At 67.3% G+C, this 26,541-nt stretch carries 28 protein-coding genes and 1 tRNA gene; 10 read left to right on the top strand and 19 right to left on the bottom strand.

All coding sequences use genetic code 11. From position 1 onward, the window contains the following. Position 1 precedes the first annotated feature (1 nt). The 7 genes from ASD38_RS11335 to ASD38_RS11305 all read right to left on the bottom strand — a co-directional run bounded on the left by ASD38_RS11335 (position 2) and on the right by ASD38_RS11305 (position 5,860). The gene (locus tag ASD38_RS11335) at positions 2 to 550 is read right to left on the bottom strand and encodes a helix-turn-helix domain-containing protein (protein WP_200946005.1); all 549 of its coding nucleotides are present in this window, start codon (positions 548 to 550) and stop codon (positions 2 to 4) included. 240 nt (positions 551 to 790) lie between these two features. Beyond that, entirely contained in the window at positions 791 to 2,125 is a 1,335-nt protein-coding gene (locus ASD38_RS11330) for a tyrosine-type recombinase/integrase (RefSeq protein WP_235523820.1), read from the bottom strand. Between the two features lie 123 nt (positions 2,126 to 2,248). Next, positions 2,249 to 2,338 (bottom strand) — tRNA-Ser (locus tag ASD38_RS11325). 138 nt (positions 2,339 to 2,476) lie between these two features. Then, positions 2,477 to 2,953 carry a PaaI family thioesterase gene (locus ASD38_RS11320; RefSeq protein ID WP_056460154.1) on the bottom strand — a complete coding sequence of 159 codons (477 nt, stop codon included), beginning with the start codon at positions 2,951 to 2,953 and terminating at the stop codon, positions 2,477 to 2,479. 77 nt (positions 2,954 to 3,030) lie between these two features. Further along, positions 3,031 to 3,873 (bottom strand): MBL fold metallo-hydrolase, encoded by an 843-nt coding sequence (locus tag ASD38_RS11315; protein WP_056440474.1) that lies wholly within the window; start codon positions 3,871 to 3,873, stop codon positions 3,031 to 3,033. Positions 3,874 to 3,983: 110 nt separating this feature from the next. Next, the gene (locus tag ASD38_RS11310; protein WP_056460151.1) at positions 3,984 to 4,685 is read right to left on the bottom strand and encodes a hypothetical protein; all 702 of its coding nucleotides are present in this window, start codon (positions 4,683 to 4,685) and stop codon (positions 3,984 to 3,986) included. A 107-nt stretch (positions 4,686 to 4,792) separates the two neighbouring features. Next, entirely contained in the window at positions 4,793 to 5,860 is a 1,068-nt protein-coding gene (locus tag ASD38_RS11305; RefSeq protein WP_082560736.1) for an RluA family pseudouridine synthase, read from the bottom strand. Between the two features lie 96 nt (positions 5,861 to 5,956). On the opposite strand from ASD38_RS11305, the gene ASD38_RS11300 reads away from it, so the two are divergent. Further along, positions 5,957 to 8,479: a TonB-dependent receptor gene (locus tag ASD38_RS11300; RefSeq protein ID WP_056460149.1), complete on the top strand. Its 2,523-nt coding sequence runs from the start codon at positions 5,957 to 5,959 to the stop codon at positions 8,477 to 8,479. Positions 8,480 to 8,566: 87 nt separating this feature from the next. On the opposite strand, the gene ASD38_RS11295 is transcribed toward ASD38_RS11300, so the two are convergent. Then, entirely contained in the window at positions 8,567 to 8,872 is a 306-nt protein-coding gene (locus ASD38_RS11295) for a ferritin family protein (RefSeq protein ID WP_056440478.1), read from the bottom strand. Positions 8,873 to 8,953: 81 nt separating this feature from the next. Between ASD38_RS11295 and ASD38_RS11290 the strand changes: the two genes are divergently transcribed. After that, entirely contained in the window at positions 8,954 to 10,663 is a 1,710-nt protein-coding gene (locus ASD38_RS11290; RefSeq protein WP_056461364.1) for an alkaline phosphatase D family protein, read from the top strand. 43 nt (positions 10,664 to 10,706) lie between these two features. Here ASD38_RS11290 and ASD38_RS11285 read toward each other — a convergent pair whose 3' ends face one another. Then, on the bottom strand, positions 10,707 to 11,372 hold the full coding sequence (locus ASD38_RS11285; RefSeq protein WP_056460146.1) for an O-methyltransferase: 666 nt from the start codon (positions 11,370 to 11,372) through the stop codon (positions 10,707 to 10,709). Positions 11,373 to 11,465: 93 nt separating this feature from the next. On the opposite strand from ASD38_RS11285, the gene ASD38_RS11280 reads away from it, so the two are divergent. Beyond that, a complete protein-coding gene (locus ASD38_RS11280) occupies positions 11,466 to 12,104 on the top strand; it encodes a TetR family transcriptional regulator (protein WP_056461361.1) in 639 nt (212 codons plus the stop codon). A 24-nt stretch (positions 12,105 to 12,128) separates the two neighbouring features. On the opposite strand, the gene ASD38_RS11275 is transcribed toward ASD38_RS11280, so the two are convergent. The 3 genes from ASD38_RS11275 to hisI form a co-directional block, all read right to left on the bottom strand. Beyond that, positions 12,129 to 12,770 carry a LysE family translocator gene (locus ASD38_RS11275; protein WP_056460144.1) on the bottom strand — a complete coding sequence of 214 codons (642 nt, stop codon included), beginning with the start codon at positions 12,768 to 12,770 and terminating at the stop codon, positions 12,129 to 12,131. 59 nt (positions 12,771 to 12,829) lie between these two features. Continuing rightward, on the bottom strand, positions 12,830 to 13,636 hold the full coding sequence (locus ASD38_RS11270; protein ID WP_056460141.1) for a hypothetical protein: 807 nt from the start codon (positions 13,634 to 13,636) through the stop codon (positions 12,830 to 12,832). A gap of 156 nt (positions 13,637 to 13,792) precedes the next feature. Continuing rightward, a complete protein-coding gene (gene hisI, locus ASD38_RS11265; RefSeq protein ID WP_056461360.1) occupies positions 13,793 to 14,197 on the bottom strand; it encodes a phosphoribosyl-AMP cyclohydrolase in 405 nt (134 codons plus the stop codon). 42 nt (positions 14,198 to 14,239) lie between these two features. On the opposite strand from hisI, the gene ASD38_RS11260 reads away from it, so the two are divergent. Then, on the top strand, positions 14,240 to 15,076 hold the full coding sequence (locus ASD38_RS11260) for a DUF817 domain-containing protein (RefSeq protein ID WP_056461359.1): 837 nt from the start codon (positions 14,240 to 14,242) through the stop codon (positions 15,074 to 15,076). On the opposite strand, the gene ASD38_RS11255 is transcribed toward ASD38_RS11260, so the two are convergent. Genes ASD38_RS11255 through ASD38_RS11245 form a run of 3 tightly spaced genes read right to left on the bottom strand, consistent with a single transcriptional unit; the run spans position 15,073 to position 17,226 of the window. Then, positions 15,073 to 15,393 (bottom strand): type II toxin-antitoxin system PemK/MazF family toxin, encoded by a 321-nt coding sequence (locus ASD38_RS11255; RefSeq protein ID WP_056440484.1) that lies wholly within the window; start codon positions 15,391 to 15,393, stop codon positions 15,073 to 15,075. The two genes, ASD38_RS11260 and ASD38_RS11255, sit on opposite strands and share 4 nt — an antisense overlap. Beyond that, positions 15,387 to 15,653, bottom strand: a complete 267-nt coding sequence (locus ASD38_RS11250; RefSeq protein WP_056440486.1) for an AbrB/MazE/SpoVT family DNA-binding domain-containing protein — start codon at positions 15,651 to 15,653, stop codon at positions 15,387 to 15,389. Before ASD38_RS11250 ends, ASD38_RS11255 begins: the two co-directional genes overlap by 7 nt. Positions 15,654 to 15,696: 43 nt before the next feature. Beyond that, positions 15,697 to 17,226, bottom strand: coding sequence for a UbiD family decarboxylase (locus ASD38_RS11245; protein WP_056460137.1), 1,530 nt, complete (start codon positions 17,224 to 17,226; stop codon positions 15,697 to 15,699). 140 nt (positions 17,227 to 17,366) lie between these two features. Here ASD38_RS11245 and ASD38_RS11240 point away from each other — a divergent pair, with 140 nt between their 5' ends. Then, positions 17,367 to 19,157 (top strand): DUF4153 domain-containing protein, encoded by a 1,791-nt coding sequence (locus ASD38_RS11240; protein ID WP_156390670.1) that lies wholly within the window; start codon positions 17,367 to 17,369, stop codon positions 19,155 to 19,157. A gap of 180 nt (positions 19,158 to 19,337) precedes the next feature. Further along, complete coding sequence (locus ASD38_RS11235; RefSeq protein ID WP_056460133.1) at positions 19,338 to 20,453, top strand: hypothetical protein; 1,116 nt, start codon at positions 19,338 to 19,340, stop codon at positions 20,451 to 20,453. Here the strand turns inward: ASD38_RS11235 and ASD38_RS11230 are convergent. The 3 genes from ASD38_RS11230 to ASD38_RS11220 all read right to left on the bottom strand — a co-directional run bounded on the left by ASD38_RS11230 (position 20,437) and on the right by ASD38_RS11220 (position 23,566). Beyond that, complete coding sequence (locus ASD38_RS11230; protein ID WP_056460131.1) at positions 20,437 to 22,224, bottom strand: ABC transporter ATP-binding protein; 1,788 nt, start codon at positions 22,222 to 22,224, stop codon at positions 20,437 to 20,439. The two genes, ASD38_RS11235 and ASD38_RS11230, sit on opposite strands and share 17 nt — an antisense overlap. Before the next feature lie 48 nt (positions 22,225 to 22,272). Next, complete coding sequence (locus ASD38_RS11225) at positions 22,273 to 22,563, bottom strand: DUF454 family protein (protein WP_056460128.1); 291 nt, start codon at positions 22,561 to 22,563, stop codon at positions 22,273 to 22,275. A 622-nt stretch (positions 22,564 to 23,185) separates the two neighbouring features. After that, a complete protein-coding gene (locus tag ASD38_RS11220) occupies positions 23,186 to 23,566 on the bottom strand; it encodes a hypothetical protein (RefSeq protein ID WP_056460125.1) in 381 nt (126 codons plus the stop codon). Positions 23,567 to 23,654: 88 nt separating this feature from the next. On the opposite strand from ASD38_RS11220, the gene ASD38_RS23370 reads away from it, so the two are divergent. The 4 genes from ASD38_RS23370 to ASD38_RS23885 all read left to right on the top strand — a co-directional run bounded on the left by ASD38_RS23370 (position 23,655) and on the right by ASD38_RS23885 (position 25,538). Further along, positions 23,655 to 24,224 (top strand): DUF4272 domain-containing protein, encoded by a 570-nt coding sequence (locus ASD38_RS23370; protein WP_082560735.1) that lies wholly within the window; start codon positions 23,655 to 23,657, stop codon positions 24,222 to 24,224. A 94-nt stretch (positions 24,225 to 24,318) separates the two neighbouring features. Continuing rightward, positions 24,319 to 24,627: a hypothetical protein gene (locus ASD38_RS11215; protein WP_056460123.1), complete on the top strand. Its 309-nt coding sequence runs from the start codon at positions 24,319 to 24,321 to the stop codon at positions 24,625 to 24,627. A 112-nt stretch (positions 24,628 to 24,739) separates the two neighbouring features. Then, entirely contained in the window at positions 24,740 to 25,027 is a 288-nt protein-coding gene (locus ASD38_RS23890; RefSeq protein WP_156390669.1) for a hypothetical protein, read from the top strand. Positions 25,028 to 25,061: 34 nt separating this feature from the next. Further along, complete coding sequence (locus tag ASD38_RS23885) at positions 25,062 to 25,538, top strand: hypothetical protein (RefSeq protein ID WP_156390668.1); 477 nt, start codon at positions 25,062 to 25,064, stop codon at positions 25,536 to 25,538. Between the two features lie 34 nt (positions 25,539 to 25,572). Here ASD38_RS23885 and ASD38_RS23880 read toward each other — a convergent pair whose 3' ends face one another. Then, positions 25,573 to 26,535 carry a hypothetical protein gene (locus ASD38_RS23880; protein ID WP_156390667.1) on the bottom strand — a complete coding sequence of 321 codons (963 nt, stop codon included), beginning with the start codon at positions 26,533 to 26,535 and terminating at the stop codon, positions 25,573 to 25,575. Positions 26,536 to 26,541 lie beyond the last annotated feature (6 nt).

The raw sequence follows: 26,541 nt of genomic DNA, 5'->3' as shown, positions 1-26,541 counted from the left end.
ACTACAGAAGCTCCGCATCCAGGGCAGCCAGCTCCGACAGCGCCGCAGCTCGTTTTCCGTCGCGCCCTTGCTTGTAGTCGAAGAGATGCTCAGCCTTGATCCGGCGATGCCGTCCAACGAGGGAATGGGCGATCTCGCCCTTGTCTAGGAGGCCGACAAGGTAAGGGCGCGACACATTCAAGATGTCAGCGGCCTGTTGCGTCGTCAGCATCTGGCTGACGGGCACGAGCGTCACCGCATCGCCACGCCCGACGTGACGAAGCACCTCCATCAGCAGGCGCGAAAGCGCCGGAGTGAGCACGACCTCAGAGGTCGTCTTATCTTCTTGGAGAAGACGTAGCGTGGACTCGGCTTCGCCGGTCGCCTGCGCCGCCAGGATCTTGCGAAGTTGGTTGGCGGCGGCGCGCTCATCGGCAGACGGAAGCCTATCGCCAAGCTCCTTGGCGAATGCAGGCATAGTCATTTTGGTGCTCCCGGTTGAGGACGGGTTGTACCCCTTAATCGAATTAAACGCAATAAACGAAATGAACGAAAGCGGGTCGAGATCCATCCCGATCTATGAGGCAGACCCTGCTCGCCGCTTGCGGCGGCGGTCCGCCAGAAGTTGGCGTTTTCGAGTGGATCGCCGCACAGGAAGGGGGGCAGCGTGTCACTGCCATTTATGAAAGGCGACGCGGCGCACGGCCTTTCACAAGGTGCGTAGCGATAACCCCACCTTTCACTAGATCGCTTGTGGTTCGCGGATGCCGGATACGGCTTTAGCAAGCGTGTGACGAACAGCCGGAGCTGATCAGGCGGAGTGGGTTTGAGGCACACTCTGTGCGCCTGGGGCAGGCTTCGCCGCCCGGTGTGCGCGGCCAGCGGCGACGGCCCAGTCGTCCATCAGCAGTTTGCGCTTTTCGAATAGGTCGCCGCGCCGGTAAGCGGCTTCGACCTTGTTCCCGATCGTGTGGGCGAGGGCCATCTCGACAATCTCGCTTCGATACTCGGTGGTCTCGGCGGCCCAATCGCGGAAGGTGCTGCGAAAGCCATGGGCGGTGAGGTCTTCGCGCTTCATTCGCTTCAGCACCGCCAGCATCGCCATGTTGCTCAGCTTCTTACCAAACAGCGTGCCCCAGAAGAGGGGGCCGACGGGTGGTATATCGTCTGGAATTGGCTGCCTTTTGGATTCGAGAACGCGCCGGATCACGGCGGCGTAGTCCGCCTTCCGCCCTTCAAGGATCTCTATCAAGGGCGCCGTGAGGGGAACGCGGTGTTCCTTGCGCCCCTTCATTCGGTCGGCCGGGATGATCCAAACTTGGCCAGCTAGATCAATCTCGCTCCATTCCGCGCCGATGACCTCTCCGGTACGGGCGGCGGTGAGGATCGTGAACTCAAGAGCCCGCGCCCCGGCGCCTGGTTGGTCATTCAGTGCAGCCATGAATGCGCTCAACTCGGCGTAGGGCAGGGCGGCGTGATGCTCGACCTTATGGACGCGCGACTTCGCCGGCAGCAGCTTTTCAAGGTGCCCCTTCCAGCGCGCCGGGTTCTCGCCTTCGCGCAGCCCTCTGGCGGTCGCCCAATCGAGCACCGCCTCAACGCGCCCTCGCACGCGGCTGGCGGTCTCGGGCTTGGTGGACCAGATCGGCTCTAGGACGGCCAGCACCAGCCCTGTGTCGATGTCCGAGACGCCGCGACTTCCGAAGATCGGACCGGCGTAGGTCGTCAGGGTGCTCTCCCATTGCTGGGCGTGCTTTTCATTGCGCCAGCCGGCCTTGTTCGCGCGGATATACGCGGACGACGCCTGCTTGAACGTGAAGCCCTTGGCGGCTTCCAACGTGGAGCGTGTGCGAGCCAGTTGACGTTGCTCGATCGGGTCGATGCCGTCGAACTTCAGGCGGCGGGCGTCGCGCGCCATCGCGCGCGCTTCCGACAAGCTGATCGTATGGGCCGGACCTAGCCCCATCTCGCGGGCGCGGCCCTGGAGCATGTAGCGATAGACCCAGGACTTACCGCCGCCCTTCTGGACCATCAGATAGAGGCCGCCACCGTCCGGGTGCATTCCCGGCCGTGTCGTCCTTTTGACCTGCAGCGCCGTCAGGCGTTCCCAAAGTCGGGCCATTTTGTCCCACACTTCGTCCCACAAATGAGACTCGGAGCGTGTTGGATCGCGTGAGACGTGTCGAAACACGTTTTCGCGATTATCCCTTATGGTTCAGGGATTTGCGGGACGCCCGGGGGCGTTCTGGCACTGACTGGGATGGGGTGGTGGCGGAGAGGGTGGGATTCGAACCCACGGTGCCCTTCCAGGCACGCCGCATTTCGAGTGCGGTACATTCGACCACTCTGCCACCTCTCCAGGGGGTCTTCGGGGCCTGCCCGGGGGCTGGCCTTGAGTGAGGGCGGGATACCTAGCGGCGCCGCCGAAAGAGTGCAAGGGCCTGTGACAAGCTTTTGTGTCGCGGGGCGCGGTTTCCCGTCGCGGGGCGGGCCCGGCCTACGCCTTGGGATAGAGAACCATCTGGGTGCAGCGGAAAAGCGCGATGGTCTTGCCGGTCGCCTCGGCGGTGACGACGGCGTCCCAGACCTGGGTGTTGCGGCCGCCGTGGACCAGGGTCGCCTCGCAGGCCACGCCGCCGCCCTCGCGCACCGTGCCCAGGAAGTTGGACTTCAGCTCGATGGTGGTGAAGCCGCTGGCCCCCTCGGGCAGCGAGACCACGCAGCCGTAGCCGCTGGCGCTGTCGGCCAGGGCGATGACGCTGGCGGCGTGCAGGAAGCCGTTGGGGGCCATGTGGCGCTGGGTCACGGTCATGCGCCCGCGCACGCGGCCGGGCGCCGCTTCCAGCCATTCCAGGCCCAGCAGATCGGGCAGGTGGCCCTTCTGGCCGGCTGTCAGAGCGGCGCTGCGATCGCCGTCGCCGACGTTCCGCGCGGCTTCGAGCGGGGATGGGGCGGCGCTGTTGTCTTCGGCCATGGGGCGTCTCCTTCGCGTGCCCAGTTCTTCGCGTGCGAAGCATCTACGCGCCGGGACGGGGCGAGGCAAGTTCGTTTTTAAATAGAACTGATATCGACGGGCTGGAAGCGCTTGCCGTCCTCGCCCTCCGGCGGCAGGCGGAAGGCGCGGATTCCGACCTGCAGGGCCGGGGCGGCCAGCGGACCGGGCGCGGCCGCCACGGCGGCGCGGCGGGCGACGAAGGCCTGCGCCGAGACGGCGTCGCCGGCGTCGATGTTGCGGGCCTTCTGCTCGGCGACCGTGGTGCTCCAGGCGTCGATGACGTCGCCGGTCCAGCCGACCAGGATCCGGGTCGCCGGCGGCAGGTTCAGCAGGCGGCGGGCGGCGGCGTGCAGGCCGGCGGGGTCGGCGCCGGGGGCGGCGCTGTCGTCCAGGCCCTGGTCCGGCGGCAGGATGGCCGAGCCGGCGAAGACCACGTCGCCGACCTGATAGGCCGTGGCGCCGGGCAGGCGGCCGGGCAGGGCGATGGCGGTGATCTCGATCCCGCCCATCGGCAGGGCCTCGCCGTCCTGGGCCAGCTTGTCGAAGTCCCAGCCGTCCAGGTCGACGCCGTCGCCGCCGAGCACGGGGACCAGGCGCTTGAGGCTGTCCAGCACCGAAGCGCCGATGCAGATCGAGGCGCCGGTCTCGTATTTCACGTGGCCGGCCGCCGACAGGTGGTCGGTATGCAGACCGGTCTCCAGGATCCAGGTCGGGCCCAGGTCCTTGGCGCGGACGTCGGCGATGATGGCGTCGATGAAGCGGGTGTCGACCGCCTGGGTCAGCGGATCGTAGTCGAGGACGGGGTCGACGAACGCGCAGAGCAGGGTGGCCGGATCGGCGATCAGATAGGTGACCCGTCCGGTGGCGGGGTGGTGGAAAGCGGTGATTTCCGGCTGCATAGATCGGTCCGATGACGCCCTGAGGCGGGCACCTTGACCGGAAGCTCTTAAGTATCGGCGAACAAGACCAGCCTGCTCGCCCCCGAGGCGATTCGTCTCAGGGGTGAGACCTATGGGCGTTCCGCGGCCGCCGCGCAGCCCTTGTCGCCGCGCATTTCGGTGACCCACACGGGCTCGACATAGCGGTCGCCGTCGCGGAATCCGGGGGCGCAGCCGTCCGGCGTGTCGGACTTGTCGTGCTTGCCGCCGCCGCGCATGTCCAGCGACAGGGCCAGGGATTGGGAGGATCCGCCGCGCGGTCCCCAGCCATAGCCATAGCCGCCGCCATAGCCGTAACCACCGTAACCGTAGCCGCCGTGCTTGCCGTAGTCGGTCTTGCCGACGGCGACGCCCAGGGTTCCGGTCTCGCCGATCGGGATCAGGCTCGAGACATAGCCGCTGCGATAACCGCCGGTGCCGACGCTGACGCCCATCTCGCCGTGGACCTGGCGCTTGCCGTCCTTGTCCAGGGGGTAGCCGTTGACGTCGAGGTCGGCGCGCGGGGCGTAGTCGATCGAGCCCCCCTGGATCGGCGGGGCGTCGGCCATCCAGGCGGAGAGCGGGTCGACGACGGCCGGCTTGGCGCGTTCGGCCGCGTCGCGGGCCTGGGCGTCGGCCTTGGCTTTGGCCAGTTCGGCCTCGGTCGGCGGGCGGGTGGCGCGGGCGGCGGCGGTGGTCACCACCTCGTCGTCGGCCGAACGGGCGAGCGCCGCGCCGGGCAGGGCCAGCGGCAAGGCCAGTAGGGCGGCGAGGGCGATGCGGGACGCGAACATGGACGAAACCTCCGACCCCGCCACAGTGGGCTCGGTCTGCAACCGAATTAGGGCCTGAATGTATCGCTTAAGCAAGACAAGGAGGGCGCAAGCCGAAGCTCGCGGCGTCACAGCGCCTCGAGCGCGGCTTCCAGCGCCGCCATGTCCGGGGGCAGGGGGGTCTCGAAGCGCAGGGTCTCTCCGGTGATCGGGTGGACGAAGCCCAGCACGGCCGCGTGCAGGGCCTGGCGGGAGAAGCCGATCTCGGTCAGCGCCGCCTTGACCGGGGCGGCTGGCGCGCCGGCCCCGTAGACCGGGTCGCCCAGGCAGGGGCTGCCCTTGCTGGCCATGTGCACGCGGATCTGGTGGGTGCGGCCGGTCTCCAGCCGGCAGGCGACGCGCGCCGCCAGCGGAGCGTTCTGGGCCTTGCCCGACGACCCGAAGGTCTTCTCGACGCGATAGTGGGTGATCGCCTCGCGGCCGCCGGACTTCAAGACGGCCATCTTCTTGCGGTCGCCGGGCGAGCGGCCCAGCTGGGTGACGATCGTCCCGACCGCCGGATGCGGCGCGCCGCGGGTCAGGGCGACGTACATCCGGTCGATGTCGTGCTTGGCGAACAGCGCCGACAGCCCCTGGTGGGCGGCGTCGGTCTTGGCCGCCACCATCACGCCGGAGGTTTCCTTGTCCAGGCGATGGACGATGCCGGGCCGGGCGACGCCGCCGATGCCGGACAGACTGTCGCCGCAGTGGAACAGCAGGGCGTTGACCAGGGTGCCGGTCTCGCAGCCCGGGGCCGGATGGGCGGCCATGCCCGGCGGCTTGTCGATGACGATCAGGTAGGCGTCCTCATAGAGCACGCTGAGCGGGATGTTCTCCGGCTCGGGCTCGGCGGCGACCGGGGGCGGGATCAGCACCTCGTAGACGCCAGCCGGAGCCTTGGCCTTGCCGTCGGTCATGGCCCGCGGTGCGCGGCCCTCGACGACCAGCGAAACCTGGCCGGCGGCGATCAGGGCCTGCAGGCGGGCCCGCGACAGGTCGGGCGCGGCGGTGGCCAGGGCCTTGTCCAGCCGCTGACCGGCCAGGTCCGCGCCCAGCTCGATCCGCACGACGTCGCCGCCGGCGGCCGCTTCGGGGGCGCCCAGATCGTCGATCTCGTCGTCGATCAGCGTCTCGCTCGGGTCGGGCGGCTGGATCAAGGCGTCTTCACGGCTCCGTCATGGCTATGTCGTATCGGGGACATCGCCCGCGCCTAACGGCTCAGGTTCAAGCCTAGCGTCCGAAGGGGATAGTCGATGCGCGCGATCCGCACCACCTTGCTCATGACCGCCGTCAGCGGCCTGGCGCTCTGCGCCGGATTGGCCGCCGGAATGGGCGCCGGCGTCGCCCACGCGGCCGAGCCGGACGCCACCGCCCCGGAACAGGTCGAGGCGCTGATCGTCACCGCCCAGAAGCGCGAACAGCGGGCCCTGGACGTGCCGATCGCCCTGACGGCCTATTCGGGCGCCATGCTCGACCGGCTGGGCGTGCAGGAATTCGACAAGCTGTCGGCCTTCGTGCCGGGCTTCCAGGTCCAGAACCAGTCACCCAACAACCCCGGCTTCGTGATGCGCGGCATCACCTCCGACAGCGGCGAGGCCACGGTCGAGCCGCGGGTGTCGGTGTTCCAGGACGGCGTGTCGATCTCCAAGTCGCGCGGTTCGTACGTCGAGCTGTTCGACGTCCAGCGCATCGAGGTGGCCAAGGGCCCGCAGTCGACCCTGTTCGGGCGCGGCGCGATGATCGGGGCGGTCAACATCATCCAGAACAAGGCCGACGTGCACGCCCTGGACTGGCGCGTGGGGGCCGAGCTGGGCGACCACGGCTACGGCCTGTTCGAGGGCATGGCCAACGTGCCGCTGAGCGACACCTTCGCGGTCCGTTTCGCCGGCCGCTACAAGGAGCGCGACGGCGCGATCGAGAACGTGCTGGGCGGCAGGAACCTGGGTTCGACCGACACCGGCGCGGCCCGCCTGTCGTTCCGCTGGACCCCGACCGACAAGCTCGACGCCGACCTGATCCTCAACTACGAGGCCGACCATCCGACGGGCACCTCGTTCAAGTCCAACGCCTTCAACCCGACCAACACCGCCACGGGCCAGGCCCTGGGCGACCGCGACCCCAACAGCCCGGCGGGCCTGTCCAGCGGCTACGGCTTCGAGGGCGGCGCGCCGCTGGGCCTCAAGCGCTTCGTGCAGGGCGCGACGGCCCTGGTCGACTACCGCTTCAACGACGCCTGGAGCCTGTCGTCGATCACCGCGGCCCGCCACTTCGCCAGCGACGAGGTGTTCGACCCGGACGGCTTCTCGCTGCCGATGTTCGTGTTCGCCGAGGACGCGCGCGGCACGCAGTACAGCCAGGAGCTGCGCCTGAACCACGACAACGGCGGCAAGATCAGCTGGTTCGGCGGCGTCAGCTATTTCGACGAGGACGCCCGGACTCGCGTGCCGCTGCAGTTCGACGAGCGCTACGCCCTGGCCCTGCTGACCGGACAGCTCAGCAAGCCCAACCCGCAGCCGACGGCGGTGTTGACCAACACCACCTTCCTGGCGGCCCTGGTCACCGGCCTGACCGGCGGCGCGGCCAGCGGTCCGACGGCCCAGGGCATCGCCAACAATCTGGGCGTCCACACCGAGCAGTTCACCAACTACGGCACGACCAAGTCGTGGGACGTCTACGGCGACGCCACCTGGCATGTGACCGACCGCTTCGAGCTGTCGGCCGGCCTGCGCTACACCAATGACGACAAGTCCAGCGGGATCGCGTCCCGGGTCAGCCAGCGCTCGATCCTGGGCGGAACGATCGGGGCGCTCAGCCAGCCGGCGGCGACGCGGCAGGCCATTCTCGGCGCCCTGGCCGTTCCGGGCGCGGCCAACATCCCGACCTCGGCCGGCTATCCGATTCCGATGTTCGGCCTGTTCGCCCAGCCGACCACCGGCAACGGTCAGATCTCGACCCAGGACTTCACCGACGACGGCCTGACCTGGCGCCTGGTGGGCCGCTACGAGATCACGCCCGAGGCCAGCCTCTACGCGTCCTACGCCCGCGGCCGCCGCCCCAAGGTGCTGTCCTCGGCCGCGCCCGCCGCGCCGATGTCGCCGGGCAAGTTCACCCCGGTCTCGGCCGAGACCGTCGACAGCTACGAGGCCGGCGCCAAGAGCCGGCTGCTGGGCGGCGCGCTCTATGTCGAGGGCGCGGTCTACTACTACACCTATGACAACTTCCAGACGTCGGTGCAGGAAGGGGCCCAGATCATCACCACCAACGCCGGCAAGGCCGAAAGCTACGGTTTCGAGGGCCAGGCCACCTGGCAGGCGGCCAGCTTCGCCGAGGTGTTCGCGACCTACGGCTACAACCACGGGCGCTTCAAGGCCGGCATCCGCGACGGCAACCGCTTCCGCCTGTCGCCGGACAACAAGGTCTCGCTGGGGACCAGCCTGCACGCCGACCTGCTGAACGGCCGCTTCACCTTCACGCCGATCTACGCCTGGCAGTCCAAGGTGTTCTTCGACGACGACAACGACATCCCGGCCCTGCAGAAGAACAATCTGATCCCCGACCTGGTGCAGGACGAGTTCCAGAAGAGCTACGGCCTGCTGGACCTGCGCCTGCAGTACCAGCCGTCGTTCGCCCACTGGACGGTCGGGGCCTTCGTGACCAACGCCACCGACGAGAAGTACGTCAAGGACGCGGGCAACACCGGCGACGGCTTCGGCATCCCGACCTTCATCGCCGGCAACCCGCGCTACTACGGCGTGACGTTCTCGCTGCGGCGGTAGGGGTTTCGTCGGGGACACGCACTCATACCCGACGCCCTGCGATTAGGGCGCGGATCGTGGGATGAGTGCGTGTCCCCGTTCGTAGCCCTACGTCTCCGCCTCTTCCTCGCGGCCGGTGATCGATCCGTCCGTGAACAGATATTCCTTCAACTGCGCGTCGGTCTCCGGATCGCTGCGGCGCAGCCATTCCAGCACCATGGCCGCGTGCTCCAGCTCCTCGCGGGCGTTGTGCAGCAGGATCTTGCGCAGCTCCGGGTCATCGCAGTCGTCGGCCCGCTGGCGATACCAGTCCACCGCCTCCAACTCCTCGATCAGCGAGGTGATGGCGTAGTGCTGGTTGAGCGTCTTGCCGCGCAGCTTTTCTCGCGGGACATGGAGTCCTTCGCTGGACATGCATTGTCATCCTACTGTTGTCTCTAGGGGCTAACGCACGAGAAGACCAAGCGGCGCCGTGAGCCTTCCGGGGAGTTGAGCATGACCATCGACAGACGCAGGGCCCTGGCCCTCTTTGGCCTGGGGGGCGCGGGCGCGGCCGGCGAGGCGATGGCGGCGACGCCCCGGGCGCCGTTCGCCGGCCGGGTCGCGTTCATTCACGGCGTCGCTTCGGGCGACCCGCTGGACGACCGGGTGGTGCTGTGGACGCGGGCGACGGCCGAGGCGACGACGGCCCCGATCGCCGTGCGCTGGGACGTGGCCGCCGATCCGGCCTTCAAGACCATCGTCCGCCAGGGCCAGGCCACGGCCGTCGCCGCCCGCGACCACACGGTCAAGGTCGACGTCACGGGTCTCAAGCCGGCGACCGACTATTTCTACCGCTTCCGGCACGTGAAGAACGGCAAGCCGTCCGGCAAGGGCGTGAGCGGCCGCACCCGCACCCTGCCCAAGGGCCCGACCCGCGACGTCGTCCTCGCGGTGGCCTCGTGCAGCCTGTATCCGAACGGCTATTTCAACGCCTATGACGCGATCGCCAGGCTGCCGCGCGTCGACGCCGTCCTGCATCTGGGCGACTACATCTACGAGTATGGCGCCGCGCCCGACGACTACGGCATGGCCTCGCCCACCGCCAAGACCCGCGTGCCGGACCCGCCGCGCGAACTCCTCTCCCTGGAGGACTATCGCCGCCGCCACGCTCTGTACAAGACCGACCCCGCCCTGCAGGCCGCCCACGCCCGCGCGCCGTGGATCGTGGTCTGGGACGACCACGAGACCGCCGACAACAGCTGGATCGGCGGGGCCGAGAACCATCAGCCCAAGACCGAGGGCGACTGGGCCAAGCGCAAGGCGGCCGGGATCAAGGCCTATTACGAGTGGATGCCGATCCGCGAGCCGGCGGCCGGGACCCTGCCCGAGGCGTCCTGGCGGCGCTTCCAGTTCGGCGACGTCGCCACCCTGCTGATGACCGAGACCCGGCTGACGGCGCGCAGCCACCAGCTGGACTATGGCAGCGACCTGCCGGTGAAGGACGGCAAGCCCGACTTCGCGGCCTTCGCCGTCAAGCTGGCCGACCCGGCCCGGCGGATGATGGGCCAGGGCCAGGAGCAGTGGTTGGCCCGCGAGGTCGACGCCTCGATGAAGGCCGACACCGCCTGGCAGGTGCTGGGCAACCAGGTGGTCATGGCCCGGGTGATCCCGCCCGACCTGAAGGCGGCCATGGGCGACGCGGCCTATGCGGCCCTGCTGGCCAAGCTGCCCGACTATGTCGCCAAGCCGGTCGAGCAGAGTCGGGGCCTGTCCCTGGCCGGCGCGCCCGGCAACCTGGACGCCTGGGACGGCTATCCGGCCGACCGCTCGCGGGTCTACGACATCTTCAAGGCCGGCAAGGCGCGGCCGATCGTGCTGGCCGGCGACAGCCACGCCTTCTGGGCCAACGAGCTGTGGGACGACGCGGGGACGACGCGGGTGGCCGCCGAGTTCGGCGTCACCTCGGTGACCTCGCCGGGCTACAGCGACTACCTGCCGGGCGCGCCGCTGGACCAAGCCTATGTGGCGCGCAACAAGGAGGTGAAGTTCACCGACCAGGGCGCCAAGGGCTTCCTGCTGTTGACCCTCGAGCACGGCCGGGCGACGGGCGAGCTGGTCGCCGTTTCGACGATCCTGGACACCCAGTACCAGACCCGGGTGCTGAAACGGTTCGTGGTCACGCCGGGCGACGAGGGCGGGGTGAAGGCGCTGGCGGAGGGGTGAGCTGGAAGCGCGGCGCCCAGGCGCCGCGCTCCCGGATTTGAACTCAGCCGATCCGCATGGACAGCTCGACGTCCTCGGCGAACGGCGTGGACAGGTAGCCCGCCGCCGGCGAGCGCACGCGCGCCAGGTAGTCGGGCGCGTGGTCGGCGTTGTCGGCGACGATCAGGGCGCCGGGCCGAAGGCGGCTTTCCAGCAAGTCCAGGATTTCGGGATACAGCGCCTTGGCGCCGTCCAGCAGGACCAGATCGATCGTCTCGGGCAGATCGACGGCCAGGGTCCGCAGGGCGTCGCCTTCGCGGATCTCGACCAGGTCGATCAGGCCGCCGGCCGTCAGGTTGTCCCGGGCCCGCGCCACCTTGGACGGCTCGAACTCGCTGGTGATCAGGCGTCCGCCGCCGTTGTCGCGCAGGGCCGCGGCCAGGTGCAGGGTCGAGATGCCGAACGAGGTCCCGAATTCGACGATCGTGCGAGCCTTGGCGGCGCGCGCCAGCATGTAGAGCAGGACGCCGGTCTCGCGCGAGACGGCCAGGGGCATGTCCTTCATCTGGCCATAGAAGTCGACATAGTCGGTTTTGCTGCGCATCAGCCGGGCGAGGTCCTCGGGCGTGAGGGCGGCCGCGCCGGGCAGGTCCATCGGCGAGGTCTGGTCGGCCTGCGCGAACAGGCGCTCCAGCAAGGGCGCCAGCGGGGCGGTGGTCAGGGTGTTCATCGGCGTTTCCAGATGCAAAAGCGCGTGTCGTTGCGCCGGGCAAAAAATGCGACTAATTCGTCATGTTTCCTATTCGCATTGCCCGCGCACGCCATGACCGATCGTCCAAGTCCCCGGATTTCCTCGCGGAAACAGCCTCGCCAGGCCCGCTCCAACGAGCTGGTGGCGGCGATCCTGCAGGCCGCTGTTCAGGTTCTGGCCAAGGAGGGCGCCGGGCGCTTCACCACGGCGCGGGTGGCCGAGAAGGCTGGGGTCAGCGTCGGCTCGGTCTATCAGTACTTCCCCAACAAGGCGGCGATCCTGTTTCGGCTGCAGAGCGACGAGTGGCGCCAGACCACCGACCTGCTGCGCGACATCCTGGCCGACGTCGCGCGGCCGCCCCTGGATCGGCTGCGGACCCTGGTCCATGCCTTCGTCCGCTCAGAATGCGAGGAGGCGGGCATGCGCGTGGCGCTTAGCGACGCGGCCCCGCTCTATCGCGACGCGCCCGAGGCCCAGGAGGTCCGAGCGGCCGGCGGCGACATCGTGCGCGACTTCATGCGCGAGGCGCTGCCCATGGCGACCGACGCTGTCCGCGATCTGGCTGGCGACCTGATCAAGACGACGCTGAGCCAGGTGGGCAAGGCTTTCTCGGAAACGCCGCGCACGGCCGTCGAGATCGCCGCCTATGCCGACGCCATGGCCGACATGTTCGGCGCCTATCTGGACCGCCTGGAGCGCGGGCCGGCCTAGCGCCGCGCTTGCCTTGAAACGGGCCTAGCGCCGCTCCAGCGCGATCCGCACGCCGAACGCGACGAACACCCCGCCGGTCACCCGGTCCAGCCACTTGACCACGCCCGGCTTCCTCAGCGCCCGGGCGATCGGCGCGGTGGCCAGGATCAGGCCACCGGCCCAGGCCAGGCCCATGACCACGTGGATCGACGCTAGCAGCAGCCCGAAGGCGGCGGGGCCGGCGCCGGTCGGGATGAATTGGGGCAGGAACGACACGTAGAACACCCCGACCTTGGGGTTCAGCAGGTTGTTCCAGAAACCCTTGGCCAGCGCCGCGGCCAGTCCTCCGCCCCAGTCCTTGGCCGGCGGGGCCGCGCCCGCGTCCGCGTCGAAGGCGGCGCGCGGCTTGCGCAGCAGGTTCAGGCCCAGCCAGACCAGATAGGCCGCGCCGGCCCATTTCAGGATCGTGTAGGCGGTGTGTGAGGCCACCAGCAGGGCCCCGGCTCCGAACGCCGCCGCCGCGCCCCAGGCCAGGCACCCCAGCCCGATCCCCACCGCCACGGCGGTCGCGCGCCGCCAGCCCTCGGCGGCGGCCGTGCGCAGCACCAGGGCGGTGTCCAGTCCCGGCGTGATGGTCAGCAGGCCGGCGGCGAGGGCGAAGGCGATCAGGGCCTGGGCGGTGGTCATGTCGATCCTGTGCGTCGTCCGGCCGGCGGGCGCAAGCCGGACTTGGCCGCCCTGGCCCGTCAGCCGGTGATGTGGCCGATGGCGGCGGCGATCGCCTGCCAGGCCGGCGATTCCGCGACCTGGACCTGGGTGATGTGGAGCAGCAGCATCAGCCCTCCGCCGATCAGGTAGACCGGATGAGGCCGCCCCCGGGTGCGCCAGTCCACCCACATGGCGACGAACAGCAGAATGTCGCCGATCAGGGCGGGAGGAACGGCGACGAAAACCGGCGGCGCGAACACCGCGGGCAATCCGGGCGGCGGGGCCGGCGGCGGCGGGGCCGACGGCGCGAGCAGCGTCAGGAACCACCGCGCGATCGGCGCGCCCAGCAGCGAGATCGTGGCCAGCAGCAGCAGGCGCTTGTGCGTCTCCGGCCGCCTGACCTCGACGATCGCCAGGGCGAACGCGCCGATGAAGAAGCCGATGCCGCCGATGCTCACCCAGGCGAAGGCCCGCACCCCGTGCGCCAATCCCTCCGGCTGGCCGGGCAGCGAGGCCTGGGAGATCCGCAGCGAGACAATGGCGGTGACCACGAACACCATGGCGGTGGCGATGGACACGCCCAGCACGCCCCAGGTGCGGTGGGCCAGGGTCTTGCCCCGCGCCACCAGCCAGGTCTGGGTGCAGAAAAACGCCATCCAGGCGAACAGCACGAGGCCGTGGATGTGGACCAGCGGCGGGCCCTTGAACTTGCCCTCGACCATCGGCACGAAATAGGTCGGCATGAAGCCGAGCACGGCGATGATCAGGCAGGTCAGCGCCATCGCGAAATAGAATTGGCGCGAGACGTTCGCCCGCGCATCGGTCTGCAAAGCCGCTTCGGCCATGTGTCGCCCCCTCGAAACCCCGAAGGACGATGACACAAATCCGCTCGTTCGCAACTTTGGTCGACCGGCGTTCTCCAGGGGGTCTTGACGCCGCCTGCACACGCCCTGGCCGCCGGCTTCACGCGGGCGGGGCAGGCTGGCGGGATGAGAAGAGCCCTACGCCTCGCGCTCGACCAGCGCCCCGTTCTCCCAGACGCGGTAGAAGCAGGAGCGGAAACCCACGTGGCAGGCGCCCCCGTCGCCTTGCGGGCGGACCTTGATCAGCACCGCGTCCTGGTCGCAGTCGATGCGCAGCTCGGTGACGATCTGCAGCTGGCCGCTGGTCTCGCCCTTCTTCCAGAGGCTGCCCCGCGAACGGCTGAAATAGTGGGCGATCCCGGTGTCGAGGGTCAGCTTCAGGGCCTCGTCGTTCATCCAGGCGAACATCAGGATCTCGCCGGTGTCGACGTGCTGGGCGATGGCGGCGACCAGGCCGCTTCCATCAAAGCGGGGAGCGATGGCGGCGCCGCGCTCCAGGGCGGTCTTGTCGGCGGCGGGCGGGAAGATCGAGGAGGTGGTCATGGACGCACATATGGCGCCCCCTCGCCGGGCGTCAAAGCGTGGATCAAGGAACGGGTCGCGGCGCTGGACGCCTGGGCGCGGCCCTGGGCCGAGCGCGGTCGGCTGAACGGCTGGGCCTACGAGTTCCTGCTGTTCGGCCTCAAGCAGGCCTGGGCCTGTCTGTTCGGCGGCCTGATGCTGGCGCTGATCGTCGGCACGCATCTTTGGTGGCCCGCTGGCGCGCCGCTGGCGCGCTACGACTTTCTCGTCATCGCCTCGGTCGCCATCCAGGCCTCGCTGCTGGCCCTGAAGCTGGAACGTTGGGACGAGGCGGCGGTGATCGGCGTCTTCCACATCGTCGGCACGATCATGGAGGTGTTCAAGACCGCCCACGGCTCGTGGATCTATCCCGAGCCGGGCCTGCTGAAGATCGCCGGCGTGCCGCTGTTCAGCGGCTTCATGTACGCCTGCATCGGCAGCTACATCGCGCGGATCTGGCGATTGTTCGACGTGACCTATGTCCGCTACCCGCCGATCTGGACCACCTGGGTGCTGGCGATCCTGGCCTACGCCAACTTCTTCACCCACCACTACGGGCCCGACATCCGCCTGGGCCTGTTCGCGCTGTCGGTCGTGATCTTCGGACGGACCTGGTTCCTGTTCACGCCCGACCGCGTCGCGCGACGCATGCCGTTCCTGCTGGGCGGTCTGCTGGTGGCCCTGTTCATCTGGTTCGCCGAGAACCTCGGCACCCTGGCCGGCGCCTGGGTCTATCCCAGCCAGCGCCACGGCTGGACGATGGTGCCGATCGGCAAGCTGGGGGCCTGGTATCTGCTGATGCTGCTCAGCTACGTGCTGGTGACGGCGGTGCATCGGCCGAGGACGGCAGGATGCGACTAGTTTTCGAAGATGGTCCGGATCACGCCGAGCAAGGCCTGGAGGTCGTCTTCAGGCAGCATTCCCAACTTCTTGCGCAGGCGCCGGCGATCGATGGATCGCATCTGGTCGGGAACGATCAGGCCGTCCCGGTCCTGGAACACGACCGGCACGCGAAACGATGTGGTCCAGCCGCCGGTGGTCATCGGCGCGATGAGGACGGTCCGCACGACCTTATTGAGTTCGTCCGGCGAGATGATGACGCAGGGCCGAGTCTTCTGGATCTCGTGGCCCACGGTCGGATCAAGGTCGGCAAGCCAGACCTCTCCGCGCGTCACCATTCGCCGTCCCATTCCTCGACATCGAAGTCATTGCCGAACTCAGGCCAGACGAGCCCGTCAGCCCCGGCTTCGGCCATGGCGCGGGCCTCTTCCTCCCAGCCTTCACGAGGATGCTTCTTCGGCGCGGCGACGATGATGATGCGGTCGTCCTCCATCGTCACGTCCACGGCGTCGCCGGCTTCCGCGCCGATGCTGGCCAGGAAGGGCTTGGGCAGGATCACCCCCGCCGAATTGCCGATCTTGCGCACCGAGGATCGCATGACGCCGTCTCCGTTAGAACGGAGTTATAACATTTTCTGGCCGCTACTTCCAGATCGGCTTGCCGTCGCCCGGCAGCCCCAGTCGCGCCCACTTCTCGCTGACCGCGTCGATCACCGCCTGGTCCATGCGGATCTCGTTACCCCACTCGCGGTGGGTCTCGGGCGGCAGCTTGTCGGTGGCGTCGAGGCCGATCTTCGACCCCAGGCCGCTCTCGGGGCTGGCGAAGTCGAGATAGTCGATCGGGGTGTTCTCGATCACCGTGATGTCCCGCGCGGGGTCCATCTTGGTGCTGATCGCCCACATCACGTCCTTCCAGTCGCGGGCGTTGATGTCGTGGTCCACGACGATCACCCACTTGGTGTACATGAACTGGCGCAGATAGCTCCAGACGCCCAGCATCACCCGCTTGGCGTGGCCCGGATAGGCCTTCTTCATCGACACCACGGCGATGCGGTAGCTGCAGCCCTCGGGCGGCAGCCAGAAGTCGACGATCTCGGGGAACTGCTGGCGGATCAGCGGGATGAACACCTCGTTCAGCGCCTCGCCGAGCACGGACGGCTCGTCCGGCGGCCGGCCGGTGAAGGTGGTCAGGTAGATCGGCTCCTTCCGCATGGTGATCGCCGTCACCTGGAAGACCGGGAACTTCTCGACGCTGTTGTAGTAGCCGGTGTGGTCGCCGTAGGGGCCCTCGTCCGCGTACTCGTCGAGCAGGACGTGGCCCTCGATGACGATCTCGGCATGGGCCGGCACCATCAGCGGCACGGTCTTGGCCGGGACCAGGTCGACCTTGGCCCCGCGCAGCAGGCCGGCGAACTGGTACTCGGACAGGGTGTCGGGCACCGGCGTGACGGCGGCCAGGATCGTGCCGGGATCGGCGCCCAGCACGGCGCAGGCGGGCAGGGGCTCGCGCTTTCCGGCCTTCTTGTGGCGGGCATAGTGCTGAGCCCCGCCGCGATGGGCCAGCCAGCGCATGATGCAGCGGTCCTTGGACAGGACCTGCATGCGGTAGATGCCCAGGTTGAAGTCGTCCTCGCGGTCCTTGCCCGGGCCCTTGGTCACCACCAGCGGCCAGGTGATCAGCGGCGCCGGCTCGCCCGGCCAGCAGGTCTGGACCGGCAGCTTGGTCAGGTCGATGTCGTCGCCGGTCAGGACCACCTCCTGCACCGGGGCCTTCTTCACCGTGCCCGGCCGCATGGCCATCACGGTCTTGGCCAGGGGCAGCATGTCCAGGGCGTCCTTCAGCCCCTTGGGCGGCTGGGGCTGGCGCAGGAAGGCCAGCAGTTCGCCGACCTCGCGCAGCTCGCCCGCCGTGGTGCGCGGCTCGCCGCCCAGGGTGACGCCCATGGCCACCCGCTTGACCGTGCCGAACAGGTTGGCCAGCGCCGGCATCGGCGAGCGCGTCCCGTCGGGCAGGATCACGTTCTCGAACAGCACCGCCGGACCGCCCGTGGCCAGCAGCCGGGTCTGGATCTCGGTCATCTCCAGCACGGTCGACACCGGCTCGGTCACCCGCACCAGCTCGCCCTTCGCCTCGAGGACGTCGATGAATTCGCGAAGCGAGCGATAGGCCATGCCGGGGAACTCCTGAACGCGGCGGAACCTAGAGGCCGCCCCGCGTCGCGGCAAGCGCGGCCCCGCAAGCTTAACCCTAGGCGCCGCCCGCGCGACGTGATCCTGTCCACCCCGACAGCTCAGGTTGAAAGAGTCCGACGATGACCGATGCTTCCTCCAGCGCCCCGCTCGACACCATCGATTCCCGCGCCGCGCGGCAGGCGACGATCCTCCGCCTGGCCACCGGCCTGATCCAGGGTCTGCTGCTGTACGGCCTCTGGCAGGCCGACAAGTCCAAGGTCTGGCCGGCCACCCAGCACGAGGTCTACGCCGCCTTCCTGATGGTCGTCCTGTTCGTGCCGTTCGTGGGGCTGGCCGGGGTCTCGGCCCTGCGTCTGCGCACCCTGGCGGTCTGGAAGGTCGTGGCCGCGATCCTCGCCGCCGGCCTGGGCGCCTATGGGGTCTGGAGCGGAGATCCCGCCGCCCGGGGCGTCGACGGCCTGGGGCCGCAGACCTTCCTGGCCGTCGCCGCCCTGATCTTTATCGGCCACCACCTGGTCCAGCCGGCCGACATGGAACGGCGGCGCATCGCCCGCTATCCGACCTATTTCGACGTCACCTGGAAGCACGGGGTGCAGGCGGTGCTGTCGCTGGGCTTCACCGGCGCCTTCTGGCTGCTGCTGTTCCTGGCCGCGGCCCTGTTCAAGCTGATCGGCGTCGACGCCATCCAGAAGCTGATCCGGCACGAGTGGTTCGCCTACCCCGCCACCACCCTGATGTTCGCCGCCGCCGTGCAGCTGACCGACGTGCGGGCCAACCTGGTGCGCGGCGTGCGCACGGTCGCCCTGACCCTGCTGGCCTGGCTGCTGCCGCTGATGGCGCTGATCGCCGCGGCCTTCCTGCTGACCCTGCCGTTCACCGGCCTGGAGCCGCTGTGGAAGACCAAGAGCGCCACGGCCATCCTGCTGACCGCCGACGCCTTCCTGATCCTGCTGGCCAACGCCGCCTACCAGGACGGAACCGAGAAGACCGCGGTGGTCCTGAAATGGGCCGCGCGGCTGGCCGGCCTGCTGCTGATCCCGATCACCGTGCTGGCGGCCTATGGCCTGAGCTTGCGGATCGGCCAGTACGGCCTCAGCCCCGACCGGATCGTCGCCGCCGCCTGCGTGCTGGTCGCGGCGGGCTACGCCCTGGGCTACGGGATCGCCGCGGTGCGGCCCGGCGCCTGGATGAAGACCTTGGAAGCCGTCAACATCGCCATGGCCTTCGTGGTGATCGCCGTGCTGCTGGCTCTGTTCACCCCGATCGCCGATCCCCGGCGGCTGTCGGTGAATGACCAGGTGGCGCGGCTGAAGAGCGGCAAGGTCACGGCCGACCAATTCGACTACGTCGCCCTGCGCTTCGACGACGGCCGCTTTGGCCGGAAGGCCTTGGAGAGCCTTGAGCGTGATCCCAATCCGGCGATCAGGGCCAAGGCTCTCGAGGTCGGCAAGCTCGACAACAAGCCCTATGCGTCCTTGCTGACCGCGGCCCCCGACCGTTTCAAGAAGACCAAGATCTATCCGAAGGGCCAGGCCTTGCCCAAGGGCTTCGTCGACCAGACCTGGAACGGCGGGGATGAACCCACCTGTCTCGCGGGCTATCTCGACTGCCGGGCGCTGTTGACCGACACCGACGGCGACGGCGTGGCCGAGGTGCTGCTGTCCTACGGCCAGACCTTCGAGATCTTCAAGGCCGATGCGGCCGGCGTTTGGACCAAGACGGCCGAGACCTCGATGTTCTGCGGGGACCTCGACAAGGCGCTCGAGACGGGCGACGTCCATGTCGCGCCATCCGCGCCGGCCCAGGACCTGGTCATCGGCGGCAAGTCGATGAGGATCGATCCTTCGCCCTCATGCGCCAAGGACGGCGGCCGGACAGACGCGGTGATCATGAGCGGCGTCAAGCGCTAGCCAAGACTCTCGCCGACCGCGCCGGCTTAGGCTCGCCGTTGGCCGCCTCGGCTCCCTCTTCGCGGGATTCGACGTCTAGCCGCGCGTCCGGGTTGTGTTAAGATAACACTGTTCTTTGAAATGGCCCGGCCATCGGCGGGGCCGGTGAAGCGTGCGCGTTCGACCCCCGGGAGGACAGCCATGGACTGGGACACCATCGCCGCCAAGCTCAAGGAAGGCTTCGACGAAGACACCGTCGAGGACCTGATCGAGACCCTCAAGAAGGCCGTCAACCCACCGGGCGGCGCGAACCCGGCGGGCGGCGCCGGTGCGACCCCCGACGATATCGCGGCCGCCCTGGGCCGCATCCTGGGCAAGTTCGGCGGCGGCGTGGCCGGCGGGGCCACCGGCCTGGATCCCGACCTGCTGAAGCTGTTGCTGGAGCTGCTGGGCCCGCTGGCCCGCGACCTTCTGGCCCGGCTGATCGAGCGCTTCGTCGGCGGCGGAGAGCGCTACCGGACCGAGCACCAGGGCGGGCACAAGTACAGCAAGATCGTCCGCCATCCGAAGGACGTGTTCGACCTGGTCGAGGACCTGGCCCCCGACGTCTTCGTCACCGACAACCTGCGGCCCGAATGCAAGGGCGACAGCGTCCAGTTCACGCTCTCATTGAAGGTCGTCTGCCAGGAAGAGCCGATCCGGTTCATCCAGGTGCAGAGCATGGGACCGGCCGGCTCCCAGGCCTATCCGCGCATCACCATGGCGGGCGATCCCGGCTCGAAGCTCCCCAAGCGCGACGACCAGGAGGTGGACGCCAGCTACGACGTCCAGTTCACGATCGACGTGCCCTGCACCGAGATCTTCAAGAACGGCGGCACGGTGATCTTCGTGATCACCGTCCAGGACTTCGACGGCAACCAGGTGGTCGATTTCTGCGAGGCCGAGGCCGCCGACTTCGTGCTGAAGAACAAGTGCTGCGGCACGAATGTCGACGAGGTGTTCCGCGCGCGCCTGCTCGATCTGATCCGCACCGGCATGCGGCCCCTGACCCCGGGCGACCTGGAGAAGCTGATCGAGCTGATCGTCCGTCCCAAGACCGAGGCGCGCCCCGCCCCGTCGACGCCCGCGCCGCCGCCCGAGACCGCGCCGAAGACCCCGGCGCCCAAGATCCCGCCCAAGAAGACCGGGGCCGGCGTCAAGCTGGGCGAACTGCTGGTCGAGATTCCGATCGAGGATCTCGAGGCGTTCGAGGACGACCTGGAGGTCCAGCCGCCGCCGGAACGCCGGGGCGGCCCGTCGACTAAACGCCCTCGCTGACCGCGTTCAGCCGCGCATAGACCCCGCCGGCCGCCTTCAGCTCGCCGTGGCGGCCTTCCTCGACGACGCGGCCGTTCTGGAAGACCAGGATGCGGTCGGCGCCGCGCACGGTCGACAGGCGGTGGGCGATGACGATGGTCGTGCGGCCGTGCATCAGGGCCTCGGCGGCCTCCTGGACCTGGCCCTCGGTCTCGACGTCGAGCGAGGAGGTGGCCTCGTCCAGCACCAGGATCGGGGCGTCGGTCAGGAAGGCGCGGGCGATGGCCACGCGCTGGCGCTCGCCGCCCGACAGCTTGACCCCGCGCTCGCCCACCAGGGTGTCGTAGCCCTGGGGCAGGCGCAGGATGAACTCGTGGGCGCGGGCCTTCTTCGCCGCCGAGACGATCTCGTCCTCGGTGGCGTCGGGGCGGCCGTAGGCGATGTTGTCGCGCAGGGTGCGGTGGAACAGGGCCGGGTCCTGCGGCACCACGGCGATGGCGCGGCGGAGCGACCCTTGGGTCACGTGGGCGACGTCCTGGCCGTCGATGACGATCCGCCCGCCCTGCAGGTCGTGCAGGCGCTGGACCAGCTTGACGAAGGTCGACTTGCCCGAGCCCGTCGGCCCGACCAGGGCCACGCGCTCGCCCGGCGCGATCTTCAGCGAGAAATGGTCGTACAGCGGCGCGCCGGCCGACTTGTAGCGGAAGGTCACGTCCTCGAAGGCGATGGCGCCCGGCCCGCGCTTGAACGCCGGCGCGTTCGGCGCGTCGGCGATCTGCGGGGCCAGGCCTTCCCAGGCGGCCAGGTCCTCGGTGTCGTCCAGGCCCTTCTGCAGCATGCGGATGTTCTCGCCCATGTTGCGCAGATAGCCGCTCATCAGCATGAAGGCGGTGATGGCGAAGGCCACGTCGCCGGGGGTCGCGGTCCCCTTGGCCCAGGCCTGGATCATCGCCGCCGTCAGCCCGCCCTGCAGCAGCACCAGCAGCAGGTTCTGGCCCAGCCAGACATTGGTGAACTTGTGCCAGGTGACCATCACCGCCTCGCGCCAGGCGGCGGTGACCTCGGCCACGCGGGCGCTCTCGCGGGCCTCGGCCCCGAAGCTCTTGACCGTGGGGTTGGAAGTGACGGCGTCGGCCAGGCTGCCGCCGATCCTGGAGTCCAGGGCGTTGGACTTCAGGTTGGCGGGGCGGACATAGGCGGTGGTGACCACCAGGTTCACGGCGATGTAGGCGGCGACCACCACCAGGGCGACGACCCCCGCGAGGGGCTGGCGCAGCAAGAGCATCACCGACAGGCCGACCAGCACGATCAGGCTGGGCGCCAGCCAGATGGTCACCGCGTCGGTCACGCTGTCATAGCCCCACATCGCGCGGGTCAGCTTGCGCACCGTGGCCCCGGCGAAGCTGTCGGCGTGCCAGTCGGACGAGAAGGCCTGGACGCGGGCGTAACCCTCGTTGGTCATCTCCTCCATGTTGCGGGCGGCCAGCGGGATCCAGAACCGCATGGCCAGGTTGCGGATCAGCGAGAAGCCCAGATAGACGCCGACGAAGGCCGCCCAGGCGACCCAGGCCGCGTCGATGGCGGACGGGCCTTTCGTGACGGTGTCGATCAATTGGCCCGAGGCCCAGGGCAGGGCCAGGTCGAAGCCGATGGCCGCCAAGGTCAGGCTCACCCCGGCCACGAACAGGCCCTTCCGACGCAGCCAGAAGCGCGCGATGAAGCCCAGCACCCTGGCGTTGCTCAGGGCGCGGCGAGGTTCGCCGTGTTCATCTTGGTCAGCCGCGTCGGTCATGGTGGGGGGTAGATAGGCGCTCGACGTCCTGGAGGCGAGCGGCGGCTCTCAAGCCTTCGGGGAAGTGTTGCCCCGGCGCCGCGCTCCGCCGAACGGCCGCCAGCGCAGGTACCAGCGGATGGCCGGCCCGATGATCGGCGTGCGCAGCAGCGGCCGCACGGCGTGGGGCCGGGTCTTCAGGAAGCACATCACCGCCCCGATCCAGAACACCGTGGTCGGCATGCCCGGCACGACCGCCCCGACCGCCCCGGTGGCCAGCAGCGCGACGCCCAGGCCGTCCAGCACCCAGTGGATCGGGCGGGACAGGCGCTTGCGGGGCGAACGAGGGGCGTCGGTCATCAAGGGGAATGTGGCGGCTGCACGCGCCGGCCGCCACCCCCCTTTTCGCGGTCTGGGCGGCCGGATCGTCAGGGGCGTTTCCGAAATGGCGTTTCCCTCCCCCCTGCGGGGAGGGTGGCGGCGAAGCCGACGGGTGGGGGACGGGTGCAGGGTGTCGGACGGGGGGCTTATCTGCTGATTCAGCAGCCCCCACCCGACCCTGGCGCTGCCAGGGCCACCCTCCCCGCAGGGGGGAGGGAAGGGTTTGCGCTCGGCGCATAGCGAGCAAAGCCCCGTGTTTTCAATGCTCTAATTTTTCTCGACCCGATTTGGTCCTCACCCCTCCAAACCGCCCTGATAATAATCCCACCTGAAGGCACGGGGAGGGCGCACGTACGGCGACCGATGCGGCCTTCAGGGGTGGACGAGCGGGAAGGCTTGTTCGCCGTGTCTTTTTCGGAAGACGCCCAAGGCCGGTTCGGAGCAGGTTCGCCTTAGTCGCGACGAAGCTCCGGCGCCTGGGGTAGGCGGATCAGGCCAGCAGGCATGCGGGGGTTACGCATGCGGTCCGACGCCTTCCTGAACCGACACAAGCTCTCGGTGGCGATTTAATGCCAAGAAGCGGAGGTAGTGGCCGCCGTTTTCAGGGTGGGGAACGGACTTGAGCCGGCGCTTCGTAAATGACGAACCTAGCGACCTTGGTGGAGGACATTGCCTTCGCAAGTTCGCGATCATGATAGCCGGGCAACGCTTTCAGCCAGGCGACAAAGTCATGAACCCCATTCGCTTCCAAGGGAAAGATACCCGTCGGCGCTGCGGCTTCGGCGTAGAGTAGGAACACGACGTCCTCGCCCCAAGGTCCACTGTCGTCCGTGGCGATGACGACACGCCGCATCTCACTCGCCAGAAGCGTGCGTTCGGTGCCCTGACCATCGTTGATCACGATGACGCCATCGACGACCGTGACCGTCCAAGAAGGCGGCTTGCCTCTAGCTATCCATTTCTTCAACCATCTGAACACCATGAAGCTACGCTATGGATCGAGGACCATGTCTGCAACGGGTAGAGGGGCGGACGTTGCTTCAAACTGCGCTGCGCTTCACCATGCATTGATGGAAGACCAGCTTGAACCCGACATTATTCGCTCGCCGGAAGAGGTAGCTCGGAGAGCCCTTGCTCTGTTCTCGATTGTCGGCATCGCCCTTGGCGCTCCGAGGTCGGACGTCATCGACTGGCTGGATAGGACCGGGCTTAGAACCGATCTCGCACCCTCCGAAGAACGGTTTATCGCGACGCCAACCCCTTCCGAGCGGGAAATTATCGATGCGGGATGGTTGTCTGAACGTCTCGTCGTGCTTTGTTGGGCGCTATGCGAGGTTGGCGAATTGCCGCGCCCCGACGAACAATGTGACACAGGTTCCTTTCAGGAAATTCTCCCCCCGTTCGCTGATGTAGACACGACGAGCTTCATTGCTGGAGCAAAGCTGCGATCCGATGGCGACCTCATCGCGAAAGCCGATGAAATTCTCCGGCAGCATTGGGAAGCCCGAAACGCGAAGCTGACCGGCAAGATGCCACGCATCCCGGTAAATATCGGGATCGCCCAAGAGCGGCATCACGCAATCAATTGGGTCATTGGATACGATGGATTGCCTTGGGATGAGGTCACAAGAGATACTTGAGACTTGGCGCTCGACTTGGGTCGAAAGCGCGAAATGCCGGCCGTGCGCCGGAGATGGACCTTGGGCCTTACCGCTCGACAGATAGGGGAAGAGAATGACGGCCATTCGCTGGGAGGTGTTGGAGCAGCTCGTCAAAGAGGCCAGGAACGGCGGTCACGACCTTATCGCTCGGGCAAGTCTGTACGCAGCCGCCGATGCTTTCGCAACGCAGGCGACCCGAATGCTGCTTGAGGATGGGGCATCCATCCACGACGCAGGGTTCGGCTATCTGGGGGGCTTTCTAAGCAATTTCGCCATCGGCCTAGGCTTCGGCTCGCTCGATGCTCCAGGCAGCGATCCACTCCGCTTCATCGGCATAGCGGACGAAGACCTCTACAAAGCGCGCGGGCAGTTCGCCCGCTAGGCACGGTGCAGGCTTTGTCGAGGCCAATCGAGGTCCGACGAGGGGCGCGGATGGCGCCCGCTATCGCGGGTCGGGCGCTTCCCTCAAGGGGCGTGGTTTGGGAGGGGAGAAGATGACACAAACCATCCTGGCATGGAGCATCATCGTTCTGGGACTGGTTGCAGCGTTGCTCTGGCTGCGCGCGAGCGTTGTTAGAGTAAGCTCCGATAAACATCTCGCCAAACTTAGAGCGCGTGGCGAGCTTGGCCCCAATGAATCGCCCTTCCAAATCACTGAAAACGGTTACGACGTCCTCGAGTCCATGAAAGCCTCCTCTGTTTGGAATGCTTGGGCAGCTGGTGTCACAGCGCTGACCGTTCTTCTCCAAGCAGCGTCAAACCTATTGTCGCGATTGGGCTGACCTATCGCGTTATTTGCAGGGCAGATGTGCGACCATGGACGATAGCCCGTACGAGTTGCCCCACGGCGACGAATTCGATCCTGACACGCCAGCAGCCGCTATGGCGCGATTGCGGGACCGACTGAACGCCATCCACCCGCAGGCGGCAGCGATTATCACCGCACATACAGCTCTAGAACTGGAAGTAGACCAGGTGCTGAAGCGGTTCCTTACCCGCCCCAGCAAATTGCCCAGACTGAGCATGGACCATCAATTGGGCCTGCTTCGAGCGCTCGTGGGCGACCCATGGCTCGATCTCGTTCTAGATGCAATTGGCGCCTATGGCGGACTACGCAACTCTGTCGCGCATGGCGATAGCGCGAGCGTAATTGCCAAGGCGTTAGGCCGGCTCGGCGACAAGACGCGCGAAATTGGAATGCCGCTCACTCCCCAGACCAACCTAGGGTCTTTCGCTATGGGGCTTGCTGCTGCTCTCCACGTAGGTTCAGAAGGCCAGCCCGGCTTTCGCTGAAATCATAGTCACGTAGGCTCTGCGCCCTAACCGGTCATCCGATCCCGAGTTTTCTACCGACGTGTCCAATTAGCGCGTGACGGAAAGGTTCGGTCTGCAACTTGAAATGAATCCGCCCTTCGGCAGGGCCAAAATCAGCATGATCGCTGAACGTTTGGACCTCTCCTTGCTCGTCGTTGAAATTCACCAAGCCCTTGTTGATCCGCGTGCCACTCTCTGGCCTGACGAAAAACTTCCACGTTGGCACTCCGGCAGAACTACTCGACCATGCGCCGACATCGTCATTTATGTCACTGAGGCGTTTCGCGGCACTAACAAGAACGCGGTCGCCGAATTTCAACTGTTCTATCTGCGCTCTTACCCTAGGTATGAACCGCAAGTAGGGAAATATCTCTTCACGACGTGCCCATAGCTCCGAGCCGTCGGAGAATGCGGGGATTGCTGAAGCACGCAAGAACTCCGCAAAAGTCACGACGTCAGACGATTGTGCGACATTCTTCGCGGATACAATCGCTTCCGAAATTTCCCCTGTATCTGAATCGAGCTCTATTCGATTGAGCGGAATGGAAGTAGCGAACCAAAATGGGTGGGAAGCAAAGCTAACGCCCAACCCATCCAGCAAATAGGACAGTCCAAACGCCTTCGCTTCCTTACCGGCGAATTCATGCTCGCCTGTTGCTATTCGATATTCTACCATAGATTGGTCAGGGGCACCTAGAAGCTCCACAACTTTATCAAATGGCGATCGATCTTGTAGCCTTTTGAGGAATTGCCCTTCCTCGACACACATACTTGCGTTTCTTAAGGCCGCTATTGAGTATGTTTCGCCGATAGATATCGCATTCAGCTCAATATCGCTGTTAAGGATCACATCTGAGCTGAGTTTTCGAAGTTCTCGTATGACGCTGACCAAAGATCTCAGGTGTTCACACGCAGGTTCTAGCGCTATAGCGCCGTCGGGCGTCGAGAGGTCGTTGAGGAAAATCTCGAAGGACATTTTGCA

This window comes from Caulobacter sp. Root487D2Y (assembly GCF_001427165.1).
GTDB lineage: Bacteria > Pseudomonadota > Alphaproteobacteria > Caulobacterales > Caulobacteraceae > Caulobacter.
The sequence above is the reverse complement of the archived record's forward strand: the minus strand, read 5'-3'. Positions and strand labels throughout refer to the sequence as shown.

Coding starts and splice junctions, on each gene's coding strand:
- ASD38_RS11215 (WP_056460123.1), top strand. CDS start 24,319: ATGACGGCCATTCGCTGGGAGGTGTTGGAGCAGCTCGTCAAAGAGGCC.
- hisI (WP_056461360.1), bottom strand. CDS start 14,197: ATGACCACCTCCTCGATCTTCCCGCCCGCCGCCGACAAGACCGCCCTG.
- ASD38_RS11280 (WP_056461361.1), top strand. CDS start 11,466: ATGACCGATCGTCCAAGTCCCCGGATTTCCTCGCGGAAACAGCCTCGC.
- ASD38_RS23890 (WP_156390669.1), top strand. CDS start 24,740: ATGACACAAACCATCCTGGCATGGAGCATCATCGTTCTGGGACTGGTT.
- ASD38_RS11235 (WP_056460133.1), top strand. CDS start 19,338: ATGGACTGGGACACCATCGCCGCCAAGCTCAAGGAAGGCTTCGACGAA.
- ASD38_RS11290 (WP_056461364.1), top strand. CDS start 8,954: ATGACCATCGACAGACGCAGGGCCCTGGCCCTCTTTGGCCTGGGGGGC.
- ASD38_RS11255 (WP_056440484.1), bottom strand. CDS start 15,393: ATGGTGACGCGCGGAGAGGTCTGGCTTGCCGACCTTGATCCGACCGTG.
- ASD38_RS11225 (WP_056460128.1), bottom strand. CDS start 22,563: ATGACCGACGCCCCTCGTTCGCCCCGCAAGCGCCTGTCCCGCCCGATC.
- ASD38_RS23370 (WP_082560735.1), top strand. CDS start 23,655: ATGGAAGACCAGCTTGAACCCGACATTATTCGCTCGCCGGAAGAGGTA.
- ASD38_RS23885 (WP_156390668.1), top strand. CDS start 25,062: ATGGACGATAGCCCGTACGAGTTGCCCCACGGCGACGAATTCGATCCT.
- ASD38_RS11250 (WP_056440486.1), bottom strand. CDS start 15,653: ATGCGATCCTCGGTGCGCAAGATCGGCAATTCGGCGGGGGTGATCCTG.
- ASD38_RS11320 (WP_056460154.1), bottom strand. CDS start 2,953: ATGGCCGAAGACAACAGCGCCGCCCCATCCCCGCTCGAAGCCGCGCGG.
- ASD38_RS11240 (WP_156390670.1), top strand. CDS start 17,367: ATGACCGATGCTTCCTCCAGCGCCCCGCTCGACACCATCGATTCCCGC.
- ASD38_RS11315 (WP_056440474.1), bottom strand. CDS start 3,873: ATGCAGCCGGAAATCACCGCTTTCCACCACCCCGCCACCGGACGGGTC.
- ASD38_RS11335 (WP_200946005.1), bottom strand. CDS start 550: ATGGATCTCGACCCGCTTTCGTTCATTTCGTTTATTGCGTTTAATTCG.
- ASD38_RS11220 (WP_056460125.1), bottom strand. CDS start 23,566: ATGGTGTTCAGATGGTTGAAGAAATGGATAGCTAGAGGCAAGCCGCCT.
- ASD38_RS11245 (WP_056460137.1), bottom strand. CDS start 17,226: ATGGCCTATCGCTCGCTTCGCGAATTCATCGACGTCCTCGAGGCGAAG.
- ASD38_RS11230 (WP_056460131.1), bottom strand. CDS start 22,224: ATGACCGACGCGGCTGACCAAGATGAACACGGCGAACCTCGCCGCGCC.
- ASD38_RS11295 (WP_056440478.1), bottom strand. CDS start 8,872: ATGTCCAGCGAAGGACTCCATGTCCCGCGAGAAAAGCTGCGCGGCAAG.
- ASD38_RS23880 (WP_156390667.1), bottom strand. CDS start 26,535: ATGTCCTTCGAGATTTTCCTCAACGACCTCTCGACGCCCGACGGCGCT.
- ASD38_RS11275 (WP_056460144.1), bottom strand. CDS start 12,770: ATGACCACCGCCCAGGCCCTGATCGCCTTCGCCCTCGCCGCCGGCCTG.
- ASD38_RS11310 (WP_056460151.1), bottom strand. CDS start 4,685: ATGTTCGCGTCCCGCATCGCCCTCGCCGCCCTACTGGCCTTGCCGCTG.
- ASD38_RS11285 (WP_056460146.1), bottom strand. CDS start 11,372: ATGAACACCCTGACCACCGCCCCGCTGGCGCCCTTGCTGGAGCGCCTG.
- ASD38_RS11270 (WP_056460141.1), bottom strand. CDS start 13,636: ATGGCCGAAGCGGCTTTGCAGACCGATGCGCGGGCGAACGTCTCGCGC.
- ASD38_RS11300 (WP_056460149.1), top strand. CDS start 5,957: ATGCGCGCGATCCGCACCACCTTGCTCATGACCGCCGTCAGCGGCCTG.